Source organism: Paenibacillus macerans, assembly GCF_050565405.1.
In the GTDB taxonomy this organism is placed as follows: Bacteria; Bacillota; Bacilli; order Paenibacillales; family Paenibacillaceae; genus Fontibacillus; species Fontibacillus macerans_B.
In genome coordinates this window covers 17,204-43,797 of the sequence record NZ_JBNYYG010000011.1, presented here as the reverse complement: position 1 = coordinate 43,797, position 26,594 = coordinate 17,204, and the positions used below count along the sequence as shown (strand labels likewise).

At 55.7% G+C, this 26,594-nt stretch carries 24 protein-coding genes; 4 read left to right on the top strand and 20 right to left on the bottom strand.

The window, feature by feature from the left end; translation table 11 throughout:
• The first annotated feature begins 107 nt into the window (after window positions 1–107).
• A complete protein-coding gene (locus ACQ4N8_RS09655) occupies window positions 108–836 on the top strand; it encodes an alpha/beta hydrolase (protein ID WP_430704141.1) in 729 nt (242 codons plus the stop codon).
• 91 nt (window positions 837–927) lie between these two features.
• Here ACQ4N8_RS09655 and ACQ4N8_RS09650 read toward each other — a convergent pair whose 3' ends face one another.
• Window positions 928–1,596 carry a trimeric intracellular cation channel family protein gene (locus ACQ4N8_RS09650; RefSeq protein WP_430704140.1) on the bottom strand — a complete coding sequence of 223 codons (669 nt, stop codon included), beginning with the start codon at window positions 1,594–1,596 and terminating at the stop codon, window positions 928–930.
• 139 nt (window positions 1,597–1,735) lie between these two features.
• Here ACQ4N8_RS09650 and ACQ4N8_RS09645 point away from each other — a divergent pair, with 139 nt between their 5' ends.
• Together ACQ4N8_RS09645 and ACQ4N8_RS09640 are read left to right on the top strand one after the other, a co-directional pair.
• On the top strand, window positions 1,736–2,377 hold the full coding sequence (locus ACQ4N8_RS09645; RefSeq protein WP_430704139.1) for a thiamine diphosphokinase: 642 nt from the start codon (window positions 1,736–1,738) through the stop codon (window positions 2,375–2,377).
• Window positions 2,378–2,655: 278 nt separating this feature from the next.
• Entirely contained in the window at window positions 2,656–3,165 is a 510-nt protein-coding gene (locus ACQ4N8_RS09640) for a C40 family peptidase (RefSeq protein WP_430704138.1), read from the top strand.
• A 138-nt stretch (window positions 3,166–3,303) separates the two neighbouring features.
• Here ACQ4N8_RS09640 and ACQ4N8_RS09635 read toward each other — a convergent pair whose 3' ends face one another.
• From ACQ4N8_RS09635 to ACQ4N8_RS09625, 3 genes are all read right to left on the bottom strand, one after another.
• On the bottom strand, window positions 3,304–3,981 hold the full coding sequence (locus ACQ4N8_RS09635; protein ID WP_430704137.1) for a winged helix-turn-helix transcriptional regulator: 678 nt from the start codon (window positions 3,979–3,981) through the stop codon (window positions 3,304–3,306).
• A 91-nt stretch (window positions 3,982–4,072) separates the two neighbouring features.
• Window positions 4,073–5,107 (bottom strand): MoeB/ThiF family adenylyltransferase, encoded by a 1,035-nt coding sequence (locus ACQ4N8_RS09630; protein ID WP_430704136.1) that lies wholly within the window; start codon window positions 5,105–5,107, stop codon window positions 4,073–4,075.
• A 205-nt stretch (window positions 5,108–5,312) separates the two neighbouring features.
• On the bottom strand, window positions 5,313–6,200 hold the full coding sequence (locus tag ACQ4N8_RS09625; protein ID WP_430704135.1) for a LysR family transcriptional regulator: 888 nt from the start codon (window positions 6,198–6,200) through the stop codon (window positions 5,313–5,315).
• Between the two features lie 145 nt (window positions 6,201–6,345).
• Between ACQ4N8_RS09625 and ACQ4N8_RS09620 the strand changes: the two genes are divergently transcribed.
• Window positions 6,346–7,095, top strand: coding sequence for an SDR family NAD(P)-dependent oxidoreductase (locus ACQ4N8_RS09620; RefSeq protein WP_430704134.1), 750 nt, complete (start codon window positions 6,346–6,348; stop codon window positions 7,093–7,095).
• A 47-nt stretch (window positions 7,096–7,142) separates the two neighbouring features.
• Here the strand turns inward: ACQ4N8_RS09620 and ACQ4N8_RS09615 are convergent, their stop codons facing one another.
• From ACQ4N8_RS09615 to metH, 16 genes are all read right to left on the bottom strand, one after another.
• On the bottom strand, window positions 7,143–8,147 hold the full coding sequence (locus tag ACQ4N8_RS09615; protein WP_430704133.1) for a hypothetical protein: 1,005 nt from the start codon (window positions 8,145–8,147) through the stop codon (window positions 7,143–7,145).
• On the bottom strand, window positions 8,134–8,676 hold the full coding sequence (locus ACQ4N8_RS09610; RefSeq protein ID WP_430704206.1) for a hypothetical protein: 543 nt from the start codon (window positions 8,674–8,676) through the stop codon (window positions 8,134–8,136). The genes ACQ4N8_RS09615 and ACQ4N8_RS09610 overlap by 14 nt, the downstream gene beginning before the upstream one ends.
• A 19-nt stretch (window positions 8,677–8,695) precedes the next feature.
• On the bottom strand, window positions 8,696–9,154 hold the full coding sequence (locus ACQ4N8_RS09605) for a hypothetical protein (RefSeq protein WP_430704132.1): 459 nt from the start codon (window positions 9,152–9,154) through the stop codon (window positions 8,696–8,698).
• 27 nt (window positions 9,155–9,181) lie between these two features.
• Window positions 9,182–9,673 (bottom strand): ABC transporter permease, encoded by a 492-nt coding sequence (locus ACQ4N8_RS09600; protein ID WP_430704131.1) that lies wholly within the window; start codon window positions 9,671–9,673, stop codon window positions 9,182–9,184.
• A gap of 21 nt (window positions 9,674–9,694) precedes the next feature.
• A complete protein-coding gene (locus ACQ4N8_RS09595) occupies window positions 9,695–11,785 on the bottom strand; it encodes a hypothetical protein (RefSeq protein ID WP_430704130.1) in 2,091 nt (696 codons plus the stop codon).
• Window positions 11,775–13,652, bottom strand: a complete 1,878-nt coding sequence (locus ACQ4N8_RS09590; RefSeq protein ID WP_430704129.1) for an ATPase, T2SS/T4P/T4SS family — start codon at window positions 13,650–13,652, stop codon at window positions 11,775–11,777. The genes ACQ4N8_RS09595 and ACQ4N8_RS09590 overlap by 11 nt, the downstream gene beginning before the upstream one ends.
• 2 nt (window positions 13,653–13,654) lie before the next feature.
• Entirely contained in the window at window positions 13,655–14,497 is an 843-nt protein-coding gene (locus ACQ4N8_RS09585; RefSeq protein WP_430704128.1) for a hypothetical protein, read from the bottom strand.
• Entirely contained in the window at window positions 14,494–15,210 is a 717-nt protein-coding gene (locus tag ACQ4N8_RS09580) for a hypothetical protein (RefSeq protein WP_430704127.1), read from the bottom strand. The genes ACQ4N8_RS09585 and ACQ4N8_RS09580 overlap by 4 nt, the downstream gene beginning before the upstream one ends.
• Before the next feature lie 14 nt (window positions 15,211–15,224).
• Window positions 15,225–16,196, bottom strand: coding sequence for an SAF domain-containing protein (locus ACQ4N8_RS09575; RefSeq protein ID WP_430704126.1), 972 nt, complete (start codon window positions 16,194–16,196; stop codon window positions 15,225–15,227).
• A 15-nt stretch (window positions 16,197–16,211) separates the two neighbouring features.
• Window positions 16,212–17,735 (bottom strand): protein kinase domain-containing protein, encoded by a 1,524-nt coding sequence (locus ACQ4N8_RS09570; RefSeq protein WP_430704125.1) that lies wholly within the window; start codon window positions 17,733–17,735, stop codon window positions 16,212–16,214.
• A 188-nt stretch (window positions 17,736–17,923) separates the two neighbouring features.
• The gene (locus ACQ4N8_RS09565; RefSeq protein ID WP_430704124.1) at window positions 17,924–19,303 is read right to left on the bottom strand and encodes a cyclic-phosphate processing receiver domain-containing protein; all 1,380 of its coding nucleotides are present in this window, start codon (window positions 19,301–19,303) and stop codon (window positions 17,924–17,926) included.
• 34 nt (window positions 19,304–19,337) lie between these two features.
• Entirely contained in the window at window positions 19,338–20,192 is an 855-nt protein-coding gene (locus ACQ4N8_RS09560) for a deoxyribonuclease IV (RefSeq protein ID WP_430704123.1), read from the bottom strand.
• A complete protein-coding gene (locus ACQ4N8_RS09555) occupies window positions 20,182–21,000 on the bottom strand; it encodes an Fpg/Nei family DNA glycosylase (RefSeq protein ID WP_430704122.1) in 819 nt (272 codons plus the stop codon). Before ACQ4N8_RS09555 ends, ACQ4N8_RS09560 begins: the two co-directional genes overlap by 11 nt.
• A gap of 55 nt (window positions 21,001–21,055) precedes the next feature.
• Window positions 21,056–21,850 (bottom strand): TIGR01457 family HAD-type hydrolase, encoded by a 795-nt coding sequence (locus ACQ4N8_RS09550; protein ID WP_430704121.1) that lies wholly within the window; start codon window positions 21,848–21,850, stop codon window positions 21,056–21,058.
• 224 nt (window positions 21,851–22,074) lie between these two features.
• Window positions 22,075–23,013: a ribonuclease Z gene (rnz, locus tag ACQ4N8_RS09545; RefSeq protein WP_430704120.1), complete on the bottom strand. Its 939-nt coding sequence runs from the start codon at window positions 23,011–23,013 to the stop codon at window positions 22,075–22,077.
• Window positions 23,014–23,100: 87 nt separating this feature from the next.
• A complete protein-coding gene (metH, locus tag ACQ4N8_RS09540; RefSeq protein WP_430704119.1) occupies window positions 23,101–26,538 on the bottom strand; it encodes a methionine synthase in 3,438 nt (1,145 codons plus the stop codon).
• Window positions 26,539–26,594 lie beyond the last annotated feature (56 nt).

Genomic DNA, 26,594 nt, shown 5'->3' with positions numbered 1-26,594 from the left:
AACACCTATCCGATTTGTGGAAAGCTATCTTTAAGGCCTTTCCATCGTAAAACCTATCCAAAACAAGAGTCGAAAGCAAAACCAATAAAGCTGGGAGCGTGTGAAACATGACGGAATCTCGCTATTTGAAACGCACCATAATTAAGGAGGAAATCGAAAGCAACACCTTGGGGGAAAAACGTTTTCTGCGTATTTACCTCCCTCCCGGGTACAATGAAATCCTCAGTTATCCTGTCGTCTATTGTCAGGACGGGGAAGAGTTTTTCAATTTCGGGCGCATTGCCACGCACGCCAACCGGTTGATTCTGGACGAGGGCATCGATCCGTTCATCATCGTCGGGGTCGAAGTGAACACCGCCGTGCGCACGGAGGAGTACGCTCCGTTCGGAACCCGTTTTGACGCATATACGCGCTGTTTTACGGAAGAAATTATTCCCTTCATCGAACGTAAATATCCGGTTCGCCGCGAACCTCGCGAAAGAGTGCTGGCCGGCGATTCGCTGGGGGCGACGGTCTCGCTTCATCTTGCCATGAAAAATCCGGAACTGTTTTCCAAAATCATCAGCTTGTCCGGCGCCTACTATGGACCTTCTCTGGAAATCTTGGCGCGGGAAACCGATTTGTCCCATCTATCGCTCTTCATGATCGTCGGATTGCAGGAGGATCACTACACCACGGATACGGGAACCTACAATTTCGTCGAGCTGAACCGCAAAGCCAAAGCGCTGCTGGAGGAACGCGGCGCCCGTGTGGCGTACACCGAGAAGGACGGCAAGCATTTGTGGGGATTTTGGCAGCAGGAGTTGCCCGACGCATTGGTTCATTTATTAAAATAGCGCTTTCAGGAATCATGAAATCAAGAGGCTGTCTCGAATAGTAGAAACTCTACTTTGGACAGCCTCTCTCTTGTAAATGCCTACGCGGCGGTTACGGAGTTTGGTCCCGTACCATAACCCGCTCGGCCTTCGGTTCCGTGCCGATATGGATATCGCCCGTTTCGAGCGATCGCCGCGGCAGCTTCCATTTGTAATGAACGGACAACATCCGAAATAGAACGATGGAAGCAAACAATACGATCAACTCCAACGTCGAGCGGAACCACCCCACTCCAATGGCCAGTCCGCCCAGCATCGCCCAAACGGCGTAAATCTCGTCGCGCAACACCAACGGTTTGCGTCCGGCCAGCAAATCGCGGACAATCCCGCCGCCGATGCCCGTTAGTACCGCCGCTACGAGAACCGCACTCATCGGGTGCTTCATGTCCGTTGCGTACAGCGCCCCTTGGATCGCAAAAGCCGACAAGCCGATCGCGTCGAACAGGACCTCCGTTCGTTTCCAGTGTCGAATCCACGGCATGGGCAGAACGAAGGCGACGAACACCGCCAGCACCGCCAGCATAATCAAATCCCCTTGCCCCCATAACGTCGTGACCGGAACGCCGATCAGCACATTGCGGATAATCCCGCCGCCGAAAGCCGTGACGAGACCCAGCACCAACACCCCGAGGATATCATATTCCTCTTCCATCGCCACGAAAGCACCCGACATAGCGAAGGCAATCGTCCCGATGATACTGAAAATATCGAAGATATGCATTTCTCCCGTCCTTCTCTGCCTTTCTTTGTCAGCTTCTATCTGTCTTCCCCATTTTAGGCCCATCGGGTGAAATTGTGCAACCCTAAAATCTGATTTATACTACTTGAACAAGGGGTTTTTGGGAAAGGAAGCGGTGGATATGAAAAACAGACGGGTTCTTATCTTTGCGGGCGGCCGCATCGATCAATGCTTTATCGACGAAATCCGCCCGGACGATTACATTATTGGAGCCGACCGGGGCGCTTGGTTTCTGGTGCAGCACGGAATCAAACCGCATAAGGCGGTCGGGGATTTCGACTCGGTCAGCGAGGAAGAATTCGCCTTCATTAAAGAGCAATGCGCCGAGGTCGTCGCTTGCGACCCGATCCATAAAGATTTGACCGATACGGAACTGGCGTTTGATCTGGCCATTCAACAGCAACCGGCGGAGATTATCCTGACCGGGGTCATCGGCACCCGCATGGACCATACGCTAGCCAATATCCAAATGCTGCTGCGGGCCGTTCAGCATCAAATCGCTTGCGCCATTTGGGATGACCATAATTACGTAACGCTGACCGGATCTACTTGCCGGATCGAAGACCGCGGCTATGCCTATGTTTCCTTGCTCCCGCTCACGCCCGAAGTGACCGGTATTACACTGGATGGCTTCCTGTATCCGCTTGACGACGCGACGTTGAAAATGGGACAATCGCTGGCGGTCAGCAACAAATTGACGGCTTCCGTCGGAACGGTGAAGATCGATAGTGGTTGGCTGCTCATTATTCAAAGCCGGGATTAGTTACAGAATAAAGACAAATTTGTAACTTTTATAACGCTAACTAAATTGAAAGAGATATGTGAAAAACCCTTGATATTTCAAGGGTTTTTTCTTTTCATTTTCTAGGACTATTTTCTTAATCTTAAAAAACTGTAAACTTTAATGTTTTTTTAATAATCGCTTCCAAAGCGTTGGGGCGCAAGGTTTTTAGGAGATTATACCATCATTTAGGAGATTACAAATCTGTTATACTTCATTACGAACCGGTTAACAAACAAGAACTTTGGAGGTATTACAACATGAACAAACGCAGCCTATTCCAAAAAGTATTGACGGTCGGACTCGCATCCGCCATCGGTTTCAGCACTCTGCTTGCCAGTGGGACTGAAACTGTACAAGCCCAGTCGGCAACCAGCTCCGCCGTTTCGAGAGGAACGCAAGTCGTAAATTACGGAAAGCAATTTATGGGCACTCCTTATAAATTCGGAGCTTCCACCTCGACGACCCGAGTGTTTGACTGCTCCTCGTTTACGAAATATGTCTACAAAAAATACGGCGTTACCTTGCCTCGTACTTCCGCGGCTCAAGCCAAAGCCGGCTATGCCGTATCGAAGTCGAACCTGAAAGCCGGCGATTTGGTGTTCTTCTCCAGCGGCAGCCGCGCGAATGGCAGAAACGTAACGCACGTGGCCATTTACATGGGCAGCGGCAAAATTTTGCACACGTACGGCAAACCGGGCGTGACGATTTCCAACCTGAACTCCGGCAACTGGAAAAACACGTACCTGAAAGCTCGCCGCGTCCTGTAGCGGACAAGCCCGTTCAAAAAGCCGTTACCTCTCTTCCCGAATTCGTCTTGCGGCTTTTTGAACGCAGGTTCACCTAACTCCAAACAAGTCGATCCTTCAAATGATGCCCGGTAGCCTCTCTATCGGGTTATTCGGCTTTTACCCAAGCATGTACCCTGCACCGCGTATCGTATGCAGCAGCTTGCGCATATGGCCACGGTCTATTTTTTTGCGCAAATGCCGGATATAAACATCGACCACGTTCGTACCCGTCGCGAAATCATAGCCCCAGACCTGCTGCAAAATCATTTCCCTTCCGCATACCTTGCCGGCCCGTTTCATGAGAAACAGCAGTAAGTCGAATTCCTTCGGTGTTAATTTGACCTCCACATCATCGCGATACACTTTGCGGCTCCTCAGTTCCATCCGCAGATCCTCGAAAGTGAGCTCCGTCAAGGAACCGTCGCCCAACCGTTTAAAGAGCGACAACAAATGGCCGATTCTGGCATACAGCTCGGCCATCGGAATGTTGAAGTTCACGACATCGTTAGCGCCATTCGCAAAACCGGAGACCACGTCCTCCGTATTCCATTCCCGCAGCAGCAAAATCAGCGGAAACGGGGCGAATCTGCCGATTTGCTCCTGAAGCCCCGCTGCCGCTTCATCCGACAAATCCGTTCCCAGCAGGACGAGATCCGGCAGCTCTTCCTCCACATGCCGCAGCACCTCCACTGCGTTACGATGCCAGTGGATAACGTATCCGGCTTCCTCCAGCCCCGTTTTGATTCGTTCCCCTTCGGAAGGATCTTCGAGCGCCAGCAGCACGTATCTTTTCATCGCTTACGACCACCTTACCTGCATATGCCAATCCATTAATAAGATGGTCATTCCGCGGCAAAACCATTCCGGCCCCGCCCGGGTTTACGATTCAGCCTAAATAACGATCATAGATCGTCTTCGCTTCGGACGGATCCTGCGTTCCATGAATCAGGGCACGTCCGTCTTCAAATAACACGAGCCGGCGATCGCCAATCGTAAACGACAACAGGAACGGATTGATCTCCACGCGGCCTTCCCGGATCCGTCCCAGCTTCTGCGCCATGTCCTGAAGCCTGATCTTCCGTTTGACCGCCGGACGGATCTGCACCGTTTCCCTGCCGCACAATACCTCCGTTTTCCGATGGCTGGAAGCGGACAAATACGGGTAAGTTGCCCCGTGGCCGCAAGAGAGGCAATCTTCCCTTCGGGCCGAGCCTACTTTGATCGAAGTCTGCTCGTTACGCCACAGATCAAAAGTCAACAACGTTCCCCTCAACGATTCGGGGTGTCCGGTCAACAGCTTTAAGGCTTCCGTCGTCTGATGGGAGACGACCATTTGCACGGCCGGCGGAATTACACCAACCGTGTCGCAGGTATCGCCGCCAAGCGGAACCGTTCCAAGCAGGCAGTTCAGGCATGGCGTCATGCCCGGCACGATCGTAAACGTAATGCCGTAGCTGCCGACGCATCCGCCGTACACCCAAGGAATCTTGTATTTTTGCGAAATATCGTTGATCATCAGCCGAGTATCGAAGTTGTCCGTCGCATCCATGATCAAATCCACGCCGGGAACCAGTTCCTCCAGCTCCTCCGGATCCACATCCACCACGCGGGCGTCGATGCGAACCGTGCTGTTGATGGCCATAAGTCGCTCCCGGGCCGCAATCGCTTTTGGTACGCGGCCGGCTGCGTCCGCTTCCGAGAACAATTGCTGCCGCTGCAGGTTGCTCCATTCCACATAATCGCGGTCCGCCACGATGAGGTGCCCTACTCCGGCACGTACGAGCGTTTCTGCGATCCCCGTGCCCAGCGCCCCCGCTCCGACAATCAACACTTTGGCATTCGCCAGCTTGTCTTGACCCTCGTTCCCGATGGGAATAAACAGCTTTTGCCTTGAATAGCGGTCTTGATGATTTATCTCCATACCTATTAGCTCCCCATACGTTAAATTAAGTGTTCAAAAAGTCAGGTTTTCAGCACCGAGAAGGTTGGATGAAGCTAGGGACTGAGGAGCGGAGCGTAGGCAGAACCTACGTGAGCACCAGAAGGCCCGGCTGAATTCAAGATTCGATGTCGAATATGCTACTTGATCTACTTCGTGATCAAAAGATGACTTTTTGAACAACCGCTCATATCCTATATTGCAAGCGGCGAATAAATCGTTTGGTAATCGCGTTGGCCTGTTTTCCTTTCGGGCTGACCCAACCGTAATGCACCGGCTCGTCATCCAGCAGTTCCAGCTCGATCGGCACAAGCCCCGTTTGTTCCCCGGTGTCGAAAGAGTAGTCTACCCCGACGGTTAACGCGAGCCCTTCCTTCACCGCATTTTGTATCGCCTGAATATTGTTGCTGCAAAACAAGATATCCAGTTCGCCGTACCGGGCCAATCTCTCGGCAAGATAACTTCGGATAATCTCATCATCATACAACACCAGCGAGTATCCGGCCAGTTGCTCCGGCTTGATCGATTTTTCCAGCGCCAGCAGCGAATTCCTGGGCACGCCCACCGCCATTTTCCCCGTAAACAGCTTCTCGAAATGCACTGTTTTATTTTGCTGCAGAAGCCGTTCGTTCAAGGCGATAAATCCGATGTCGATGCGGTTATGGTGCAACTCGTCCAAAATCTCCTGGGGCCCGTATTCGAATATGCGGATTTTCACCTCGGGATAATCCTTTCTAAAGCCGGCGATATCTTCTATCAGCAAATGCATCGGCCCCGGGATCGTGGCAATGGTCAACTCGCCGCTAAGCGTATCGCTATACGACTTGGCTTCGACCCGCAGCTCGTTGATTTTGGCGAGAATACCGGCGGCACGGCCGATAATTTCTTGTCCCTCCGGCGTCGGGACCGCGCCAACGCCGCGCGAACGAACAAACAATGGCAGGCCCAGCTCCGACTCCAGCAATGAAATCGACTGGCTGACGGCGGACAAAGTCACGTGGGCGTTTTGAGCCGTTTTCGTCAAAGACCTGGTCTTAGCTACGTCCACGATGTATTCCAGCTGCTCCAGATTCATTTTACACCCTCCTCGGAGAATCACGCCTATTATTAAGTAATTCTAATTTGATAATAATTATATATAAATTTTATTTAACAATGACTTTTGTTACAATCATAGTATAGAACCTAACAAATTACAAAGAAAGGCAGGAGACGGGCAAATGATGCAAAACAGAGTGGCTATCGTCACAGGGGGAGCCAGTGGAATCGGAAAGGAAACCGCTTACAAATTTGCGGCTAAAGGAGATCGCGTCGTCGTAGCCGATTTTAACGAATCGGGCGGACAAGCCGTCGTGGATCGGATTAAGGCGAAAGGCGGCGAAGCGCTGTTCGTCAAAACGGATGTTTCGAAATTTGAAGACGTGGAGGCGCTGGTTCAGCAAACGGTAGAGACCTACGGTAGACTCGATATCATGTTTAACAACGCCGGAATCGGCCGAATGACCCCCGTGCTGGATCAAAATATAAGCGACTATCATAGCGTGGTTAACGTTAATCAGCACGGCGTCGCCTACGGCATCATTGCCGCCGGCAAAAAAATGCGGGAACTCGGCATTAAGGGGATCATCATCAACACCGCTTCCGTATTCGGCTTCCTCGCCTCCCCCGGTACATTCGCGTACCATGCTTCAAAAGGCGCAATCATCATGATGACCAAATCCGCAGCCCTGGAGTTGGCCGATTACGGTATCCGCGTCGTTGCCGTAGCGCCTGGCGCCGTGGATACGCCGATCATTCAAGGTTATAAGGATAAAGGGATGATCGACTCGATGAAATCCAAAGTCATGGGGAACAAGCTGACTTTGCCGGAGCAAGTCGCCGATACGGTATATCTGCTGACTTTGGACGAAGCCAGCGCCATTAACGGCAGCGTGGTTATGGCCGACGAAGGTTATGCCTCATTTAAATAATCGTCGCTTTATGGAGAGCAAGGGAGTACAAAACCCCCTTGCTCCTTTTATTTCTTGGCGGATCGCCGGCAATCCGCCGGGAAATACCCGTTTGCGGCGGCGGCCCGCTCATCCGCAAAAACCTCTTCGATGCGCTTGCCCTGACTTTGCGCCGGAAGGCAGCCGTCGTTATAATAATATTTCAGCCCATTGGCCGGATTCAGCGCTCCCCATACGGGAGACGACTTCGCCACCCTTCCCCCGCCAAGGGCATAATTGTTATAATAACGGACGCCAACCGGAAGGCCTTGCAAAAACACGAGAATCCCGACGTCGTCCAGCGTATTGTTCCAATCCTCCTGCGGGATGAAAGGAAGCGTGAACGTATAGCTGACCCCTTGCTTGGCGGCATAGGCATTATGGCGGTTGATCACTTCCGCGAGCTCCTCCTCAATGCTCCGCACGATCACCGAACGCCGTACGGCCTCAAACTGCTCATGATCCTGCAGCAGCGGAATGGAAACCTGCGACTTGATCTCGTTTTGCAAACCGCTCACCCATCGGTCCGAAGCCACATCGTAGGCGGTAATGTAACGGTCCAGCGTAAACCCTAAACTGTTGCCGAAGGAGTCGGCATAAACAAACGGCTTTTTGGACCGCCAGCGGTGCCGGGCCTCCGTGCTCCCGCCGGGTGACGCTGTCTCTTCAACCGAATAAATGAAATAACCGTTATAGTCTATAACGACGATCGCCGGAATATAAACCATCAAAGCCTGTTGTCCTACCGGATCGTCGGCTACGCCGAAATTCAAATACAAGCTGTTCAACAAGGCGGCCAGCGCTTGCTCTTTGTCGGCTCGCATCCATTTCTCCGACCCGTACCCGCTTTCGAATTGCTGAAGCTCATTCCTGTTCAGCACGTTGCCCGCATCCTGGGTTGCCGTCCTCAAAGCCGCCGTGTAACGGGTTTCCAGCCTGTTCACTTCCCGGACGTCCTCCGCCTGCAAGCTGCCGATCCACAGCAGCGGGCTCACGATCAGCACAAAAATCACGGCCCAATCAGTAATCTTCATTTAATACCATGCCCCCATAGGTCAACCGGTCAGGGACTTCCTTGCCGGCGCCGCCGTACAAGAACTCGGAAAGAACATCCCACGCGCTGCGGGAACGATCGGCAGCCGCAACGGCAAAGAAATCCCCTTCCTGCAGGGTGTAAACCCCTTCCCCTTCGACCGCGGCGCTTCCTTCCGGCGGAAACAACACCCGCAATATATCGTCAGTATAGTACGCATCATATACCACGCTGAAGTCGTTTAGAAAGGTGGCGGGGTTCGCGGGATCGCCGTACTCGGGATGATACTTCTTATGGCGGTGCTCGAGTTCCACTTCGTACGACGCTCCGCCAGCTTCCAATTCGCGGACGAAATCCACGTACATCGACGGGGAGACGTAGCCTTTATTTCTGACCGCATCGGCAAACTGCATCAAGGCTTGATAGGCCGACAAATAACGGATATCTTCTCCCCGCTGCGCGATCTGCACCGCAGGAACCAGGAACAACAGCAATGCGGCCAGCAACGCGGCGGTAACCTTGGACAGCATGTTGCTCACGAACCCCCACCTACTTTCCAGTAAAAAAAATGTTAGCGATATTTCCGGATGAATCGTAATTCCGGCGCACAACATATTCGGCCTGCAAATCCAAGAGAGCCATCGCGAGCTTTCGGCTTTGCTCGAGTGTCTCCGAAGTCACATCTCTAGGGACGATAGCCAGGGGCGTGCCGTTCACTTCGACCGCTGTACCTGTACTCGCCCACTCCGGTAAGCTGTACAGAATTTCCTGTGCGGTATAAGTCTCCGGTTGTTCCGACGCTTCGGTATCGTCCGGGAAAGGCTCCGCCGCGCCGGCCTGGTCATTCCCGCGGGTAAATACGCTATGCCGCTGCCCATGCGCATCCCCTGCCATATCGTCGAACGCCAACTCCTGACGATTGGCAAAATCCAGCATCGTCAACGCCGCCGCCAAGCAGAAGCTAACGGAGACAAGCAGCCAAAGCATACTTTTCACATGGCTAAACAACGTCACTCCCCCCCGCCGTTTTGCATCTTATGGAATCGCCGTAGTTTGCGTAAACAACAATCCTCGAACCACGTTGGAGCTGTCCTTGACCACCCGGACCTTAAACTTGCCGCTTGGATTGACGTATTGATTTAATGTTTCATCCCATGAATTACTGATATCCGCGTAGCTTGGATTTGCGACCGATCCATAAATCTCCGAGGATACCGGAGCGCTGACGTTAAGGACATGCCCGTACCATTCGCCGCCTCTGTTTTTGCCCGTTTTGACCTGGATGCCGAATTGCTCCCGATCCCTGAATTTGCGCAGCGCGTTGGTCACCTGCGAACCGCTGATCGTCGTATCGTCATATACGGTAAACGAAGCCTGCGACAGTTCGGTTTGAATGTCGGAGAAGTTGTTTTGCGCCGTCTTGGTTGCCTCCTGCGCCGAAACGAACAAAATCACCACGATCGTGATCAAAGCGATCGTCAAGAAAATACCGGCCGCTACCTTTAAAGCCGATGAAGCATTATTCATGCCTGTAGCCTCCCTTTTTCATCACAATTTTTGAATTTGTTCAAAATACAAGCCCATCTGCTCGAAGCTCATCCAGATCAGCGGAACGACCAGATAAGCAAAAACCAGCGAATACATCGGAGCAAAACCGATGATTCTCCCTAGCCCCGCCTTCGTGTCCAGCGATTTTTCGTAATCCAGCCGACGCCGTTCGAAATGATAGGACATATCGCTGTCCAGATCGTCAAACGCATCGGCGATCGTAATCTTCTCGGAAGCCAGCAGCAGCTTGTCCGTCAAGCGCTGGAATTCCTCCAGCACAACCTCCCGTTTCATTTCCTGCAGAGCTTCCTCGGCGCCATGGCCATAGTTCAGCGTACATTTCTGCAACGGCGCGCGGAAAATGACGGCATAGGAGGCCAGCCACTCCAGGATTTCCTCCACCGAGATCCGCTCCAGCTCACGCAAAATGGCAATCATCGCCTGGAATTGATAGACCTCGTGCTTCATATCCATCAACCGCATCCAGCGCTGAAACCGTAGTGCCCACAACGGCGAATAGTAGCCGATGAATCCGGCAAGAAGCGCCAGACCAACCTCCCACCATTTCATAACCTCGTCGTTCCAGCGCTGAAGCTTGTCCATCACCCGGTGGGCGGCAGCGGAAATCTCTTCCCTGGAACCCGGCTTCCCGCCGGCCCGAAGCAGGGAAGCGGCGGCCTCCGCTACCGCATCGTACCCGGCTGTCCCCGACATGCCCACCTTACGCATGACCGCGGCATCCAGTTCGGCCCCTCGGCGGCCCGCATTTATGACGTCCTCCGGCACCGTTCCGAAAAAGACCGTTCCCGCCGGCGGCTCCGCTATGATGTTGTGACGGTACAACGAATGCAGCGTTACGGTCGTGCCAAGCAATAACAGCAAACAAACCGCAAAGCCGCAAAGCCGCCTGACTTGAAACCACTCTACGCGCAAATGATGGTTCGTTTCCTTCAACAATTGCGATAAGCGTTGATGCAACATGGACTGAGGCGCGGGCATAAACCACCGGCACAAAGCCCCCCAGACTTTACGCGAATAAAGTGCAGCCTCCCAAGGCGTTCGGAGCGTTCCGGCCCGGTAAGCCGTTTCCTCCTCGCTTTTCAGCTTTTGCAGCAGCAAATAGCAAATCCATATCGTGAGGAAAATCCCGATTTTGATCGCCATGCCCGCTTTGCTTAAATAAAATTGATCCATCAGCGGAAAATGGCTCCGCGCCCAAACCTCGATGGGCTTCGTAAAAAAAACCGGCAACAGCGCAATAACGTTTAGGCCTTTGAGCAGGTAATCAAGCCGGTTCTTTCGGACAAGCTCAAGCTGGATCTCCCCGGTCAATCCCGAAATTCCCCGCAGGTACAACGACCCCTGCTTACGTTGCCGGTCGCCGTATTCCAGCACCAGCCGGGAGATGCCGGCAAAAGCTTTCAAAAAACGGTTGGGCGCCGTTTCATAATATTTCTCCAGCGCTTCGTCCGGACGAACGTCCGCCAGCGCTTCGCCGATCAGGTGCGCGTGACCCCCGATTTCGCGGCCCGCCTGCTCGCCGGCTTCGTCGATCGCATCGTACACCATGCCGTGGCGTTGATAGGCGTGACGGACGGCAGCAAAGAAGTCGAGCATTTGCTCCAGCAACCTGGTCTCCAACCGGTTGACGTACCCGTCCAATAGCAAGCCTTGGATTACCGCTGCCGCGATGAGCAGCGAGAGGAAAAATATCCAGCTTGGATTTAGCGCCGTCAACACCGCGATTCCCGCGGCAGACAGCCCTGTCGTCCCATAAACGAACTGCATCGTCCGGCGCCTCAGCTCGAACTCGTTATAGCGGTGGACCGTCGCCAGACGGCGGCGTACTTTAACCGCATAACCCCTGAGTGGCGGCACCTTCATCCAGATGGCATAGGATTTATTGAACCATACGGATAGGCGGCCGCTTAACCATGGCAAAAGTTGCTGTCGGCCGGTCAGAAGCCGGTCCGTATCCCCCACCCAGGATTCCTCGTACCGCTTAACGATGAATCGGCTGGCCGCATACAGGATCGCGCCGACGAACAATGATCCCGCAAGGACAAGCAGCAATATCGTCCTAAGCTCCAATCGTCTCCCCCCAATAAGTGCCGACGAAACGGCGGAAAGCCTCGGCGTCGTCGGGCATCATCTCCCGGGACATTGCCTCCCGGCAACCAGAAGAGATCGGCTGCACGGCCACATAAGATCCATCCCGGTATTCTACGATCACCCGTTCTTCGTATCCTCGCTCCATCGCGGCGTATCGGTTTACCCCATCGGCGTTCTCCAAGTCCAGGGATCTCCCAGGTGCAATCCCCGCCGCCGGCAACCGGCAGCATTCGGTGATCCGTTCGATGTAGCGCTTCCCTGTCATATCGCGGCGCAAATGCACGTCGAAATCGATCACGGAAGCCACCTGCAGCTCGGCCACCCGCTCGTCGCGAAAGACTCCGGCCTTAAGCAGCGAGTTGCGCAGCGATTCGATCAAGTCCCGGAACGTTTTGGCATGATGCGTGAACAACGTGAACAAGCTGGCGACCTGGGCCATCTGGATCATCCAGGCCGCAACCTCGTCCGTGGCCACTTCGCCTAGAATATTCACGGTCCCGTCGGTCTTTTTCTGCAAATCCAGCCCGGCCTGCCCGCTCACATATTCCGTCTCCCGAAAGCTAAGAATGTTCCGCCCGCTATACAGCCGGCGCAAATGCAGCTCAAAGGACATCTCTTGCACGCGCAGCGTATACGAGGCATAAATGTGCTTGATCATGGCCATCAGCAACGTCGTTTTGCCTGAGCCCTGCGAACCGGTGATGGAAGTGATTCGGCTGCCCCTCATCAAATAGGCGAGAAGCTGCACCGGCAGTTGGGCGTTACCGCCTTCGATAAGCCGCTCGAGCGCTACGCTCCTCACGTCAAACTTGCGGACGAAAAAAGCCCAACTCTCCGCGAACGGCGGCCTGACAACCACCACCCGCGAACCGTCCTTCATTTCGTTCACCTTATAGCCGTTCGCTTCGGATAATTGCCCGGGCAGATTAAACTTGTAAATATTTTGGCAGACCCGCTTCAGTTCGGCTTCCGAGCCAAACGACAGGAAGGAGAGGCGGATGCTTTTGCCCTTATAAAACACCCAGACGCTGTCCCAAGCGTAAGTCACCCTCTCCCCGTCCTCGTCAAAACGAAAGGCCAATCCGTCTCTCCCCCAATACTCCTCGTCCGAATCCTCGTCCGCATAGCCGCCCGGTATTCCGCTTACGCCTCCGCTTACCCCGTCAATGCGCATTTCCCGCAGTTCGTCCACGACCGAAAACCCTTTATACGCTTGATAAACGCGCTGCACCACGATATCAATCTTCTCCTGGAACGTAAGCGAACGAAACTCCAGATAAAATACGCGGTCGACGTCTTCGCCGCTGATTTCGTAGACCGGCGTTCCATTCCCGGACTTTGGCGGTTTTGGCTCATCCAGCCCGTAATCCTCGATCATCCGCGAAAATCCGTCGGCTCCATGACGAACCTTATAAAGGTACAATACGATTTCGAATCGATCCTGAGCCGTCAGCATCTCCCGGTGATGAAAAGGGATGATCCGGTCGATCTGCTCTTCCCGAATCCCGTAATCTCCCGCCAGCAAATCGCGAATATGCAACTTGACGTAACGCTTGTCCTGCGGATTGCCGTAGGTACAGCCCCGCAGCGCCTGGCGCAGCTCCGTCCGCGCCTTGATCCTGCGGTTCCATGCCTCCTCGTTCAACCCCCAGTCATTACGGTGGGAACGGCTGAGCTCATGCAGCTTGTCCTTGACGTAATCCGTCAGCGCCGAGACCGCGTACCTCTCCTCATTCGTGCGCGCGGGCATGCCCCGTGTTTCGGACGTGCGGGCTTTGAGCCATAAACTAAGCAAGCCCAGCAACAAAATAAAGGCTATTCCCAAACCGTTTGACAGCTTGTCCATGTCTAGGCCCCCTTCCCATTCACGGATCCGGGAGCATCCGCCTTGCCCGACAGCTCCAGCACCTTGCCGCTCATCTCTCGGTAAACCTCCAATAATTCTCCACGCGAGCCGCCCCGCTTCGAAAGGAGCTTGTATTTGCGGAGAAACGCCAAGCTCTCCCTGTCGTTCCATGCATCGGCGAATTCGGAATGGTACGGAATGCCGAACATCGGCAGCCTGCTTCGGTAACGGCGCTTCAGGTTGGTCAGATTCCACCGGGAACTCGGGTCAAAAGGCTGTATCGCCAGGCATATCCGATGCTCCAGTTTGGCCGAAATGGGAGCGACCTCCGCAAAAAAATCGTCCAGCAACCCCAATCGCTGCGGTACCACGGCAACGATCACATCGCCGCCCTGCAGCGTCCTAAGCGCTTCGCTTAAGCGCCGTCTGCCTTCAACGCAGGATAAGACGAGATCGTATGCCAGCTCCGCCGTCCGCAGCAGTTCGTTGATTTCCTCCGCTTCGGCCCCCGCCCGTGCCGCGCTGCCGTTCCGTGTCCCGGAGACCAGGTCCAGCCTGCCCTGGAGCACCGGCAACGTATAGTCGGCGAAGTTGCCTGGCGAGAGCCGCCGGCTTCTTAACAGGCGAAGCAGCGCATCGATTCCATGCTCCGCAAGTTCCGCGGCGGCGGCCTCGGCGCTGGAGAGTCCGGACGGCCGCAGTCCTTCCTCCACGCCGCAGCCAATCCGTCCCTCATTCACCAGCAGCACCCGCTGCGGATAATGCAGCCCCAGCGTGACCGCACAGGCAACGGCAACTTCGGCGGCGGCGGCCTGCCCGGCATCCCAAAAAACGAGCCGGCTCATGCTTGTTTCCTTTCGGCCTGGCGCAGCGCCCTTTTTGCAACCGCCGGTTCCCAGCCGGCCAGCTCATGAAGCAGATGACGCAGCGCTCTCTTATAAGAGCGGGAAAGGCTGCCCATTCGCAAGCGCTGCGCATGGTCATTCTCCCACTGTACCGCCAGATTGAGCTCGCTCCATGGAATTCGGATCTCGCCGGATCGCCACTCTAGCGGGATGCCGTCCATAAAGCCCATGATATACTCGGAGCTTAAATAACTGTCGACGGTACGGATATACACCGGACGCACCGTCATCCCGCGAAGCTGTGGCCACATATGCAGCAGACTCCGAAACCATTGCGCGCTGGACTCAACCTCATAACGGTCGAACGAGGTCGCCCAAACGACTTCTTCTGCGGACGAAAACAGCTCAGGCGTCAGAGCATGCATCGATTCCAGATCATGCAGCTCATAATCGTAGCTCATGTTCAAGCCGTCGCTCGGATCGGCCGATAGCGGATCCAGGGAAGGAACGGCGTGCAGCCCCCCAGCCACGTCAAAGCCGCAAAACTCCGTTATCTGAAGCCGGGTGTCACCTCCTCCGATCGAGTAGCGATATTTACCGTTATCGGTGCCGTCGATCAATAAAACTTTGGATCCCGCGGCAGCCAGTACGCTGCATAGATAGAGCAGCAAGTCGCGTTTATCGCTTTTGCCCACAAACAACCATCGCTTCACCACATGCCCCCCCTTCATTTCACCGGCTCCAGCACAAAGCCGTCTTCTTCCTCCGGTGTTCCGCCGGAGCCGGAGACGATGCCGCCTGCCGGAACGCCGTTATCCGAATATCCAGCGTCAGGAACCGACATCGGCAAGGCCTGCGTTTGCGTTTGGCGGCTGGCAAATTCGGCGGCTCGCTGCGGCGACATCGTCAGCAAATCGCTCTCCAGCCCTTCCCTTGCCGCATTGCTGAGCGCATGTTCCGCCCGCTGCACGATATTCGGGTCTTTCTTGATCAACTGCATGACCGCCTCGTTCGCCGGGTAGGTCGGTACCGGCTTGCTTTGCAGGTACGGCTCGACATAGGCGAGCGCATAGATGGATGCTTTGTGCAGGTAGGCGTCTACAATCGCGCTTGACAGCGACAGGATTTCCGCCTCGCCGATCGTGACCGTTACCGTGCCGTCGGCCAAAGCCTCCACCTTCTTCTTGGACAGCAGAATATAGTCCTGACCGGTAGGGAACTGAATGCGAATGTCGACGACATCGTTTGCCTTCAGCATGCCGGGAAGCTGTACAAAAGCCATTTCCCGCCAGCGCAGATCGTCCGGTGTCGGCTCCGCTTCATAAATCAGCGTCTCCGTCAGCAGCGTTTGCGGGCGCAGGGCGATTTTGGCGTATTTCCCGGCGATCTCTTCCCGCGATTTCAAGAGGTCAGCCGGAACGCTGTCCGCCGGCAGCTTCACCTCCTGCATATCCTCGGCCCCGATCCGATGACCTGCCGGAATATCCCGGGCCGGCACCCACCCCTGAACCGTCTTCCGAACGGCGGACTCCCGAACGCGCGCAAGTTCCGCTTCGTAAGACTGCGTCAAGGCTTGCCGGGCCGCATGCTCTTCTTTCGCGTGCACCATCATAATCCCCGCGAAGATCACCCCTGCCGCGGCCGCTCCCGCGAGTCCGGCAATGAGCAGATGTTTCGTTTTCTGCCTTAATCTCGCCATATTCATCTTCCTCTCCTACATTTTTTGCTTCGCCAGAAATCCCCGGCCGGATCGTTTCGGCCGCGGCAACAGATCTCCGCAAACTGCCTGCAGTGCGGCCGAAGCCTCCGGCCCCGGTTCAAACGGATTTTGTTCCGCCGGTATCCCGTGCACGCTCCGGGTGTGCAGCGTGCGATGCAGTCGTCGCAGTGCGTCGGTTGAGGCCATGGGGATGCAGAACCTCCAGTGCCCGGGGAAACTCCCCGCGCCAACCGTCGATTCGACGAAGCTTTCGAGCTCCCCGGATCTCCACGCGGCTCCGGAACCGACGATCAAGGACAGGTTCGCACGCCGAAACTCCTCCATCTGTTCCTTGCTCCGCCCTGTGCCGAAGTCGCACACGATCCATTCGTATCCGTCGGTCAAAAGCGCGATGAACTCGGAACGCGAAGACAGCTTCACGTAATCGACGTCGCCGATGCGAAGCGGTCTTGCGAACCCTCCCGCTGCTGCCGCGGATTCGCCTGCGATCCGGCGAGCCAAGCGGTTAAAGGCTGCAGCCCCCGCATCCATCTCGACGATCGCCACCTTATTGAAGCCGCGGGCCAGGACATGGGCCAGCGCAATGGCGGTATGGGTAGTCCCTACTCCCGTAGCCGCGCCCATCAATGCAATAACCGTCGTTCGTCCGCCCGACGTCCGCGACGAAGTGACATCAACGACTCCCGGCGCATGGCTTCGTTCTTCCCGGCCTTGCGGCCGGATTCCGCACGTCCGCAAAGCCTCGAAAACAGCTTCGGCCGACGGGAACCTCGCTTCCGGCAACGTCTGCATCAAACGGCCCACCACCGGAAGCAGCGAGCCATGGCCGTTGCGGCGAAAAGCCCTCTCTGCTTCTCCAGTCAAAGCGGTGTGTTTGCAGCCGGTTCCTAAATAAAGCAAAACCGCTCCAAGGGAATACAAGTCGGACCGGCCGTCGCTTTGCCGTCCCCCGTATTGCTCCGGCGACGCAAACCCAACCGTCCCAAGCTGGACGGTATCCTCCGCTTGTCCCGCCACGAAGGTACGGGCTATGCCGAAATCGACGAAGCGAAGCTCCCCGCTGCCGTCCATCAGCAAATTGGACGGCTTCACGTCGCGATGGATCACCGGTGGCCGATGGTTGTGCAAATAGTGCAATCCTTCGACGATTTGCAGTCCTATGCGAGTCAACTCTTCTTGAGACAAACGGCCTCCCTGTGCCTTAACGCGACGGTCAAGCGGTTCGCCTTCGATGTAATCCATCACGATATAGGCATAACCTTCCTGATCCGTATCGACGAAATCGACGATGCGCGGCAGGCGATGGTGATTCAACGTAATTAACAGCCTGGCTTCCTGGGCGACCGATAACGGCTCCCCCGGCATCGCCCTGATTTCCTTCACGGCCCACACCTTTCCCGGCAGCTTCAGGTCCGAAGCCAGATAAACCCGGCTCATCCCTCCTTGGCCGAGGATCCGTTCCATACGATAGCGCCCCGCAAGCAAATCGCCCGTGACCAACTTCGGTTCGAACGGCATCCGCATGTCTCCTTTCCTTATCCGACCGCGCAAAAAAAGGGAAAGCCCTCACCTCCTCGCTCCGGCATATAGCCGAAGACGATGACATGGGATGCTTTCCCTTGCGGTCATTGTATAATTTTGGAATCAGTATAGGGCATGTTTGCGTCAGATGTAAAGCTTTTTTTCGATTTATATATTTTATGACATTAATATTTAATCATATACAAGGTGATTTCGTCGCGGTTATGGAACAGCTGTTTCGCCCGCTGTACCTGAAGTCTTGCCTCCTGGAACGTCTCGGTCACTTCCTGGATCAGCGCCATCGGTTTCTTGGTCAACAGCTTCACCGTTACGATCACCGTCCCGCCCGGAACCAAGGCGTACAGCAAGTCGGTCACTAGCCTTGCCGTCAATTTCGGACTCCAGCTCATATCGCATACGAGCAAATCAAATTGATTCTCCTTAAACTTGACGCTGTTGGCGTTCCGCTGCAGGAACGTCAGCGCTCGCGACGGCAGGAGCGACGGATGCAGCTTGGCCGTATCGACCGCCGTGACGTTCAGTCCCCGCTCCAGCAAAAAAGAGGTCCATCCGCCCGGTGCCGCGCCGATATCCAATGCTTCGCGGAACGAAGCGAACGGAATGCCGAAGGCAGCCTCCGCCTCCAGCAGCTTGAACTTGGCCCGCGAGATTTGCCCCTCTTCCTTGCGGAAGCGGATCGCGCCGCCGTTCCAATCGGACAAATTGTCCTGCGGATGCGCTACTCCGGCATAAATCCGATCCCGGCCGGCAAACACGGAGATGATCCATTCCGCGTCCCGGACGACGAATTGAGCGCCGGCTACGTCCTTCAGTTCATCCTGCAGCCGATCCTTTAATTCGGCCGCCGTACCGGCCCAAAGCGATTGTTCCGTCTTCCGCGCTTGGACCGCTATCTTCGCTCCGGGCAGCCGGAAATCGGCCATCAAATACTTGCGCAGCGGCGCAATCCATATGCCGGCCTCGGCGTCCTCCCGCTCCAACGAGCACCATTCCCAGTCCACCAGAAAGGTATGCCGCAAAAAAACCGGCGGCTCCTTTTGAAGCTGGTGATGTACGTCTTCCGGTACCGCCTGCAGAGATGCCGCAAACGCCTCGCCCGGCAGAAGCACCGTGCTTTTGACGCTGCCGAAGCGGCGGCGCAGCTCTTCCTGGGCATAAGGAGCAAAGCCGTGGTTCGCCGTGCAGATCCATTTGGAATGGGGCGGCACCTTGCAGTTTCGGGCGATGTCATCCAGCCGTTCGAACGGAATCGGCCCGTTATTTAGTTGAACCTGCTCCGGTAGATTCGGATACAGAATTTCGTACATGCTTTTTTTGCCGTATATGCTTGAGGTATGGAGATAAATTTCGCGCGGGTAGAGTCCTTCCCGGACCATGGCCGCGGCTACATCCGTCCCGGTCGGTTCATCGGGCCCCATATCGTAGTCGAGCGATAGGATGTCAACCTCTGTCATGCGCAGCAGTTCCAGACACTCGTCGACGGTGCGCGCCAAGGTAAACCCCAGCGGACACCGGCGAAAGTCGTCCATATATACATGAATCAATAGTGTTCTTCCTTTCCCGCGGTATTTCAGCTGCCTAGGCTTCCACCCACCGCCTCACTTGCTCCAAATCATCTTTATAGGTCCCATCTTCCCCGGTTTCGCTTTCGAAAATAAGCGGTGACTTCCGGACAGCGCCGATCTGCAGCAGCCAGCGAAAACCGGATTCGCCGATATATCCCTGGCCGACACGGGCGTGACGGTCCTTGCGTGAGAATACCGGGTATTTTGAATCGTTCAGATGGATGGCGCGAAGGCCATCCCAAAACCCAAGCTGCTCGGCTTTGGCCGCGAAGTCGGCATCCCCTTCGCCCCGCCACATGCCCGCCGCAAAAGCATGGCACGTATCGAGGCAAAACCCGATATACCGTGAATCCCGGCACAACTTGCGAATCTGCACCAGCTCTTCGATCGTCATGCCCATATCGCCGTGATCCCCGGCCTGGTTTTCGATCAGCAGCTTAGCCGAGCCCTGCCAGCCGGAGAGCACATCATTAATACATTGTATAATATTTTGATAACCTTGTAAGGGGTTTCCTGACTTAAATGTGCCAAAATGAACAACGATTCCCATCGATCCGCAGGCTTCGGCGATCTCCAGATCGTTGCGCAGCGAATCCACCACCCGCCGGTAAGCCTCGGCTTCCGCGCTTTGGCTAACGGCCAGGTTGCTGGGATACGGCGTATGCGCGATCGATACCAGGCCATGCTCGGCGCAAAACGCCCGGCAGTTCGCCGCATCCCTCGCGTCAAAGCTTTTTACGGCAAGGCTGCGCGGATTTTTGGGAAAATACTGAAACGCCCCGGCTCCAAGCTGAAAAGCCGCTTTCGCCGCGCCGAAATAACCGCCGCGAATGCTCATGTGTCCCCCAACCTTCAGCTTAGCGGTCATGTTGGCAGCCCGGGCTGTAAAACACCTTGCGCCCGTTCATCTCCGACTTGACGATGCGATCGCCGCAGCGCGGACAAACCTCTCCCTCCCGGTCGTACACCCGGCATGTTTCGTTTGCTCCGCCGGTCAACCGGTCGTCCTTGGTGAACGGCATTTCCATATAGCCGCCGGCCTCCGTCGCTTCGATAAGCACCTCACGCGCCGCCTTATACAGGCGGGAGAAATCTTCGCCGCTGAGGTTGTGCAGCTTGGCCATCGGCAGCAGTTCCGCGGCGAAAGCGATCTCGTCGGCGTAACAGTTGCCGATTCCGGCGATGACGTCCTGGTTGACGAGCGTCGTCTTCAGGCTGCCGCGGCGCTTGCGCAGCAGCGCAATAAACCGCGCTTCGTTCATCCGGCGGTCCAGCAGCTCCGGCCCGAGGTGGGACAGCAGTTCTTCCGCTTCCTTGGCGCTATGCAAATGCAGGTGTCCAAGGCGCAGCCCGATGAAATAGAGCGTCAAATCTTGCCCGAAAGTGATTTCGACCTGCGTGCTGCGATCCGGACGGTCCTCCTTGGAGCCGAGATACAGAAGCCCGCCCAGCATCAGGTGAAGCAGTAATCTTTTGCCGTTGTCGAGATGGAACAGCAGATGTTTGCCCCGCCGCTCCACAAAAATGACCTGTCGCCCGATCAGTTCCCTGCTAAACGCTTCGGGTTCCAAATTGACCGATTTCTCCCGGTTTATGACGATGTCCGTCATCGGGATGTCCAAAATATGTTGCGATAGCTGTATTCGATAGTTTTCCATTTCCGGCAGTTCCGGCATGGTTCATCTTCCCTTCGTCCATGTGGTTCGATCCTGCATTCCTTTGAGATGGCTATTATTTATGTCGAAGCTTAATCAGATTCGTGACTTCGTCAAGCGTCCGGCAGACGACGTCCGGATTTACCCCGGAGGAGTGCACATAATCCGGCAGATTATCCTCCGTCGTCACGCCGGTCAGCGCCAAAATCGTGCCGCAACCGGCATGGGCCCCCGCGGCGATGTCCGTGTGCATATTATCCCCGATCACGGCCACGTCCGAATGGGCCAGACCCAAACGGGCAATGGCGTAATTCATTAGCGGCGCCGCCGGTTTGCCGATCACGACGGGTTTGGTTCCCGTCGCCGCTTGGATCGCAGCGGAGAGTGTACCCGCCCCCGGCATAAGTCCCTCCTGCGAGGGCAGCAGCAAATCGGGGTTCGTCAGCACGTAACGGGCACCGCCTCGAATCCAGCGGGCGGCCCGGGTTAATGTTGCGTATGTAAAATTGCGGTCGATGCCTTGAACCACGACGTCCGGCCGTTCCACAACCAGTGTCAGGCCGGCCCCTTTGATCGCCTCCAGCAGGCCGTTCTCCCCGATGGCCGCTACCCGGCAGGCAGGCAGCTCTTGCGCTATGTATTCGGCCGCCGCCACCGCCGAGGTGCACACCTCTTCGGCTGCGGCCGATATGCCCATCGCCTGCAAATGATGCGCCACCTCTTCGGGCGTACGGGAGGAATTGTTCGTCACGAACAAAAAAGGGATGCGTTCGTCCCGCAATGCGGATATTAGCCGATCCGCCCCGGGAATGATCCGGGGGCCATGATAGAGCGTCCCGTCCAAATCGATTAGAAAGGCCTTCCAAGCCATTGCCAATATATTCATCCTTTCCATTCCGCCATGTCCCTATTATTGTACATACTGAACACAAGGTCAGGCAAATTTTCCCGTGCCCGGCTTCGCAAATTTGTCAAAATTGTGTATCTAAGCGCCGCAAAGCGTCGAACCTTCGCGAAACGTGAGTATTCGGCCGTTTTTCAGCATGCCAAACTTTGAAACGGCCTGTCACTTCCTGCGCTTTCCCGGAAAATAATTTATTTCCGGAGACAGCGGCGGTTCACGGGATATAGCACATGCTCGCGGGCCAACTTCGCGTTCGGGAACACCGACGAGGCTTCCTCCTGCAGACGCTGCAGTTGGTCTTCCGCCTTGTACCGCGAGCTGAAATGGGTCAGCAACAGCTCCTGCGCGCCGGCCTCCTTGGCGGCTTCCGCCGCTTGCTTTGCCGTGCTGTGATGGTAGTCGTGCGCCGTCTTGGCCAACTCATGCAAAAATGTGGACTCATGAACGAGCGCATCGGCCTGCTTGGCTAACACTCCCACGGCCGCGCAAGGACGCGTATCGCCAAGGATCGTTACGATGCGCCCCGCCTTCGGTTCTCCGAGTACGTCTTTGGCATGCAGCGTTTCTCCTCCCGGCGTCACCACGCTTTCGCCGCGTTTGAGTTTGCCGTACAGCGGCCCGGGGCGAATGCCGAATCGCTCCAGCACCGCCGCGTCCAGCCTCCCCGGCAAATCCTTTTCGATCACCCGGTATCCGTAGCTGTCGATCCGGTGCTCCAGCAAGGCCGATTCTACCCGAAAGGTATCATCCTCGAACAGCACCCCGCCGCTATGCTCCACGATATCCAGCTTATAATTGATCCGCGATTCGCTGAGTGCAAGCGACGTATCCACGAAGGCTTTCAGCCCTTTCGGCCCGTAAATTACGAGCGGCGAATCACCGCCCTGGTACGCCCGGCTGGAAATCAGCCCGGGGAGGCCAAACAAATGGTCGCCGTGCAAATGCGTGATAAAGATATATTCCAGTTTGCTTAATTTTAGCGGCGATCTAAGAATCTGATGCTGGGTGCCTTCGCCGCAATCGAACAGCCAAATGGAACGCCTTTCCTCAAGCAGCCGCAAAGCCACCGAGGTCACGTTTCGTTCCAGGGACGGAACCCCCGCATTCGTTCCCAAGAAATAAAGTTCCATGCTTATCGTCCTTCCGCTAGTTTCAATCGCTTTACTCACGGAGTTGCCAAAACCCTCCGAAGTTCGGAGGGTTTTCCAAGGAGCTTCCTAAGCTTTATCCACATTAAAATATTGGGCTTGCGGGTGAGCAAACACCATCGCCGATACGGAAGCCTCCGGCTCCATCATGAAGCCTTCCGTCAGCGCAATGCCGATGTCTTCCGGCTGCATTAAGTCGAACAGCAGTTGCTGATCCTCGAGATCCGGGCAAGCCGGGTAGCCGAACGAAACGCGTATCCCTTGGTAACGGGCACCATGCCGCTGCTTCATCGTCATATCCGCCGGGTCCGGAAATCCCCACGTATCCCGCATGATGTGATGCACCCGTTCCGCCAGCGCCTCCGCCAGCTCCAGAGCTACCGCCTGAAGAACATGGGAACGCAGGTAGTCGCCTTGATCCTTCCACTTCTCCGACAGCTCGCGCACCCCTTGCCCGGCCGTGACGACCAGGAAACCGACGTAGTCCATCTCCCCGCTGTCCACGGATTTCAGGAAGTCCGCCAGGCAAAGGTAAGGCTCGACCTTCTGTCTCGGGAAGCTGAAGCGTTTGATCACTTTGCCGGGTTCAGCCGGATCGTAAATCAAAATATCGTTGCCGGACGATTGCGCCGGGAAGAAGCGATACGTCGCTTGCGTGCGGATGATTCCGTCTGTTACCGCTTCTAGCAAAATTTGATCCACGGTTTCCTTCAACTGCATCGCCTTGTCGTCCTTTGCCGCGAGCAGTTGTTCCACCGAACCGCGCAGGCCCAAATGGTGGCCGAGCAGCATTTGCATATTGATATAAGGCGTAATGTGCCCTATCGGATAATCGCGGAGTACGTGCCGATCCAAATCGGGAGGAAGATAAACCGGCGCATCCGCCGATATGTTCGACCGCTCGACGCGGGTGATCTCCGGCAACGGCTCGGAGACGGCGACCGCGATGTCGGCTTCCCTCTCCGCCTCCATCTCCCGGCGCATCTTCTCCCGGCTGGCCGGGTCCATGAGCTTGTTGGCCAAATCCAGGCCATCCATCGCGTCTTTGGCATAAACCACCATTCCGTCGTATTCGGGCCGAATGCGCGTTTTCGTGAATTTGCGCGTGAGAGCGGCCCCCCCCACGAGAATCGGTACGTCGATGCCGGCATTGCGCAAATCCTGCGCCGTCATGACCATCTGCTGCGCCGATTTGACCAGCAGGCCGGAGAGTCCGATCGCATCGGCTTTCTCTTCCCGATAAGCCTCGATGATGCGCTCCGGTGGTACTTTTATGCCCAAATTGACGATCCGGTAACCGTTGTTGGACAGAATGATCTCGACCAGGTTTTTGCCGATATCATGGACATCGCCCTTCACCGTAGCCAGCAAGATCTTCCCTTTGACGCTGGTCTCGTTCTTCTCCATGAACGGTTCGAGGTACGCCACCGACGCTTTCATGACCTCGGCGCTTTGCAGCACCTCGGCGACGATCAGCTCGTTGTTGTTAAACAGTCGGCCGACCTCTTCCATCCCGGCCATTAACGGTCCGTTGATAATCTCCAGCGCGCTGTACCGTTTCAACGCTTCCTCCAGATCGGGGAGCAGCCCTTCCTTCGTGCCTTCCACTACATAGGAGGCCAGGCGCTCCTCTAGGGAGAGATGAACGGCTTTCTCCGTCTTCTCCACCTTTTTATTGCGGAATGCGGCTACGAACGCCGCCAAAGTCTCGTCATTCGTATTGTAGATCAGTTCCTCCGCAAGGCGGCGTTCCCCCTCCGGAATTTTCGCGTACCGCTCCAGCTTCTCCGTGTTCACGATGGCGTAGTCGAGACCAGCTTTCGTGCATTCATACAAGAACACCGAATTCAAGACCTCGCGACCGGCTTCCGGCAAGCCGAACGAAACGTTGCTGATGCCCAGCACGGTATGAACCGCCGGCAGCGCCTCTTTGATCAGGCGAATGCCCTCGATCGTTTCCTTGGCGGAACCGATATACTGTTCGTCCCCCGTCCCCACCGGAAAAACGAGCGGATCAAAAATCAGGTCTTCCGGATTTAAGCCGTATTTATGCACGAGCAGTTCATGCGAACGCTTGGCGACCTCCAGCTTATCCTCCCGCGTGATCGCTTGACCCCGCTCGTCGATCGTTCCGACGACGACCGCGGCCCCGTATTTATGAATGAGCGGCGTAACGCGCTCGAATTTCTCTTCCCCATCCTCAAGGTTAATGGAGTTAATGATCGATTTGCCCTGACAATACGTCAATGCCAAATCCAGCACCTTCGGATCGGTCGTATCGATCATCAGCGGTACTTTCACTTTCTTCACGACCAACTCCAGGAACTTTTGGATATCCTCCGCTTCATCGCGGTCCGGATCCTGCACGCAAACGTCGACCACCTGCGCCCCATTCTTCACCTGGGACCGGGCGATCTCCGAAGCCTCTTCATATTTGCCTTCCACGATCAATCGTTTGAATTTGCGCGAACCCAGAACGTTCGTTCTCTCCCCGACCAGATAAGGACGGTTGGCTGCTTCGATATATACCGGCTCGATCCCCGACAGCGCGGGAAGATGTTCACCGTTAAGCTCTCGCGGCCGATACGCCCGCAACGTGTTCGCCAAAGCGGCGATATGCGCAGGGGTCGTTCCGCAGCAGCCCCCGGCGATGTTCAACCACCCTTGTTCGGCGAACGCGGACATTTTCTGGGCAAGCGAATCCGGGGATTCGTGGTAGTTCCCGTTCTCGTCCGGGAGACCGGCATTCGGATGGCAGCTTACCGCCGCTTTGGCGATGCCGGACAGCGTGCGGATGTGGTCGCGCATAAATTCGGGGCCGGTAGCACAGTTCAAGCCGATGGAGACCGGCTTCAAATGCTCCAGCGAAATATAAAAAGCTTCGATATTCTGGCCGGCCAGCGTCGTGCCCATCGGCTCGATCGTGCCTGAAATCATCAGCGGCAACGTGCTCCCCGTACGTTGGAATGCACGGGTAATCCCGATGCTCCCCGCCTTCACGTTCAGCGTATCTTGTGACGTTTCCAGCATCAGGGCGTCCACGCCCGCTTCGATCAAGGCAACGGCTTGCTCTTCGTAGCTCTCCGTTAATCCGTCAAAGGTGACGCCGCCGGTGACGGACAGCGTTTTGGTCGTTGGCCCGAGCACGCCAACCACGTATCTCGGCTGGTCCGGCGTACTGTACTTTTCTGCGGCTTCCATCGCCAGCTTGGCTGCGGCAAGATTGATTTCACGCGCTTTGTGCGGGATGTCGTATTCAGCCAGCACGACGGATGTCGCGCCAAACGTATTCGTCTCGATCAGGTCGGCACCGGCCGCCAGATACTGCTCATGAATGCCTTGAATCACATCCGGACGGGTGAGCACGAGCATTTCGTTGCAGCCGTCAAGATCCTCGCCGCCGAAATCTGCCGCGGACAGGTCTACTTGCTGAATCATGGTGCCCATGGCCCCGTCGAGGATCAATATTCGTTCTTTCATTCTTTCGAGTAGGCTTGGTTTACTCATGATCATGTCCCTCCCGTAAAACGTTAAGTTTTAGTTTAACAGAATAAAGCGGTGAT

Coding starts and splice junctions, on each gene's coding strand:
- ACQ4N8_RS09560 (WP_430704123.1), bottom strand. CDS start 20,192: ATGACCGCTAAGCTGAAGGTTGGGGGACACATGAGCATTCGCGGCGGT.
- ACQ4N8_RS09650 (WP_430704140.1), bottom strand. CDS start 1,596: ATGCATATCTTCGATATTTTCAGTATCATCGGGACGATTGCCTTCGCT.
- ACQ4N8_RS09645 (WP_430704139.1), top strand. CDS start 1,736: ATGAAAAACAGACGGGTTCTTATCTTTGCGGGCGGCCGCATCGATCAA.
- ACQ4N8_RS09655 (WP_430704141.1), top strand. CDS start 108: ATGACGGAATCTCGCTATTTGAAACGCACCATAATTAAGGAGGAAATC.
- ACQ4N8_RS09550 (WP_430704121.1), bottom strand. CDS start 21,850: ATGGCTTGGAAGGCCTTTCTAATCGATTTGGACGGGACGCTCTATCAT.
- ACQ4N8_RS09615 (WP_430704133.1), bottom strand. CDS start 8,147: ATGAAGATTACTGATTGGGCCGTGATTTTTGTGCTGATCGTGAGCCCG.
- ACQ4N8_RS09590 (WP_430704129.1), bottom strand. CDS start 13,652: ATGGACAAGCTGTCAAACGGTTTGGGAATAGCCTTTATTTTGTTGCTG.
- ACQ4N8_RS09600 (WP_430704131.1), bottom strand. CDS start 9,673: ATGAATAATGCTTCATCGGCTTTAAAGGTAGCGGCCGGTATTTTCTTG.
- metH (WP_430704119.1), bottom strand. CDS start 26,538: ATGAGTAAACCAAGCCTACTCGAAAGAATGAAAGAACGAATATTGATC.
- ACQ4N8_RS09640 (WP_430704138.1), top strand. CDS start 2,656: ATGAACAAACGCAGCCTATTCCAAAAAGTATTGACGGTCGGACTCGCA.
- ACQ4N8_RS09570 (WP_430704125.1), bottom strand. CDS start 17,735: ATGCCGTTCGAACCGAAGTTGGTCACGGGCGATTTGCTTGCGGGGCGC.
- ACQ4N8_RS09625 (WP_430704135.1), bottom strand. CDS start 6,200: ATGAATCTGGAGCAGCTGGAATACATCGTGGACGTAGCTAAGACCAGG.
- rnz (WP_430704120.1), bottom strand. CDS start 23,013: ATGGAACTTTATTTCTTGGGAACGAATGCGGGGGTTCCGTCCCTGGAA.
- ACQ4N8_RS09635 (WP_430704137.1), bottom strand. CDS start 3,981: ATGAAAAGATACGTGCTGCTGGCGCTCGAAGATCCTTCCGAAGGGGAA.
- ACQ4N8_RS09555 (WP_430704122.1), bottom strand. CDS start 21,000: ATGCCGGAACTGCCGGAAATGGAAAACTATCGAATACAGCTATCGCAA.
- ACQ4N8_RS09610 (WP_430704206.1), bottom strand. CDS start 8,676: ATGCTGTCCAAGGTTACCGCCGCGTTGCTGGCCGCATTGCTGTTGTTC.
- ACQ4N8_RS09585 (WP_430704128.1), bottom strand. CDS start 14,497: ATGAGCCGGCTCGTTTTTTGGGATGCCGGGCAGGCCGCCGCCGCCGAA.
- ACQ4N8_RS09630 (WP_430704136.1), bottom strand. CDS start 5,107: ATGGAGATAAATCATCAAGACCGCTATTCAAGGCAAAAGCTGTTTATT.
- ACQ4N8_RS09620 (WP_430704134.1), top strand. CDS start 6,346: ATGATGCAAAACAGAGTGGCTATCGTCACAGGGGGAGCCAGTGGAATC.
- ACQ4N8_RS09575 (WP_430704126.1), bottom strand. CDS start 16,196: ATGGCGAGATTAAGGCAGAAAACGAAACATCTGCTCATTGCCGGACTC.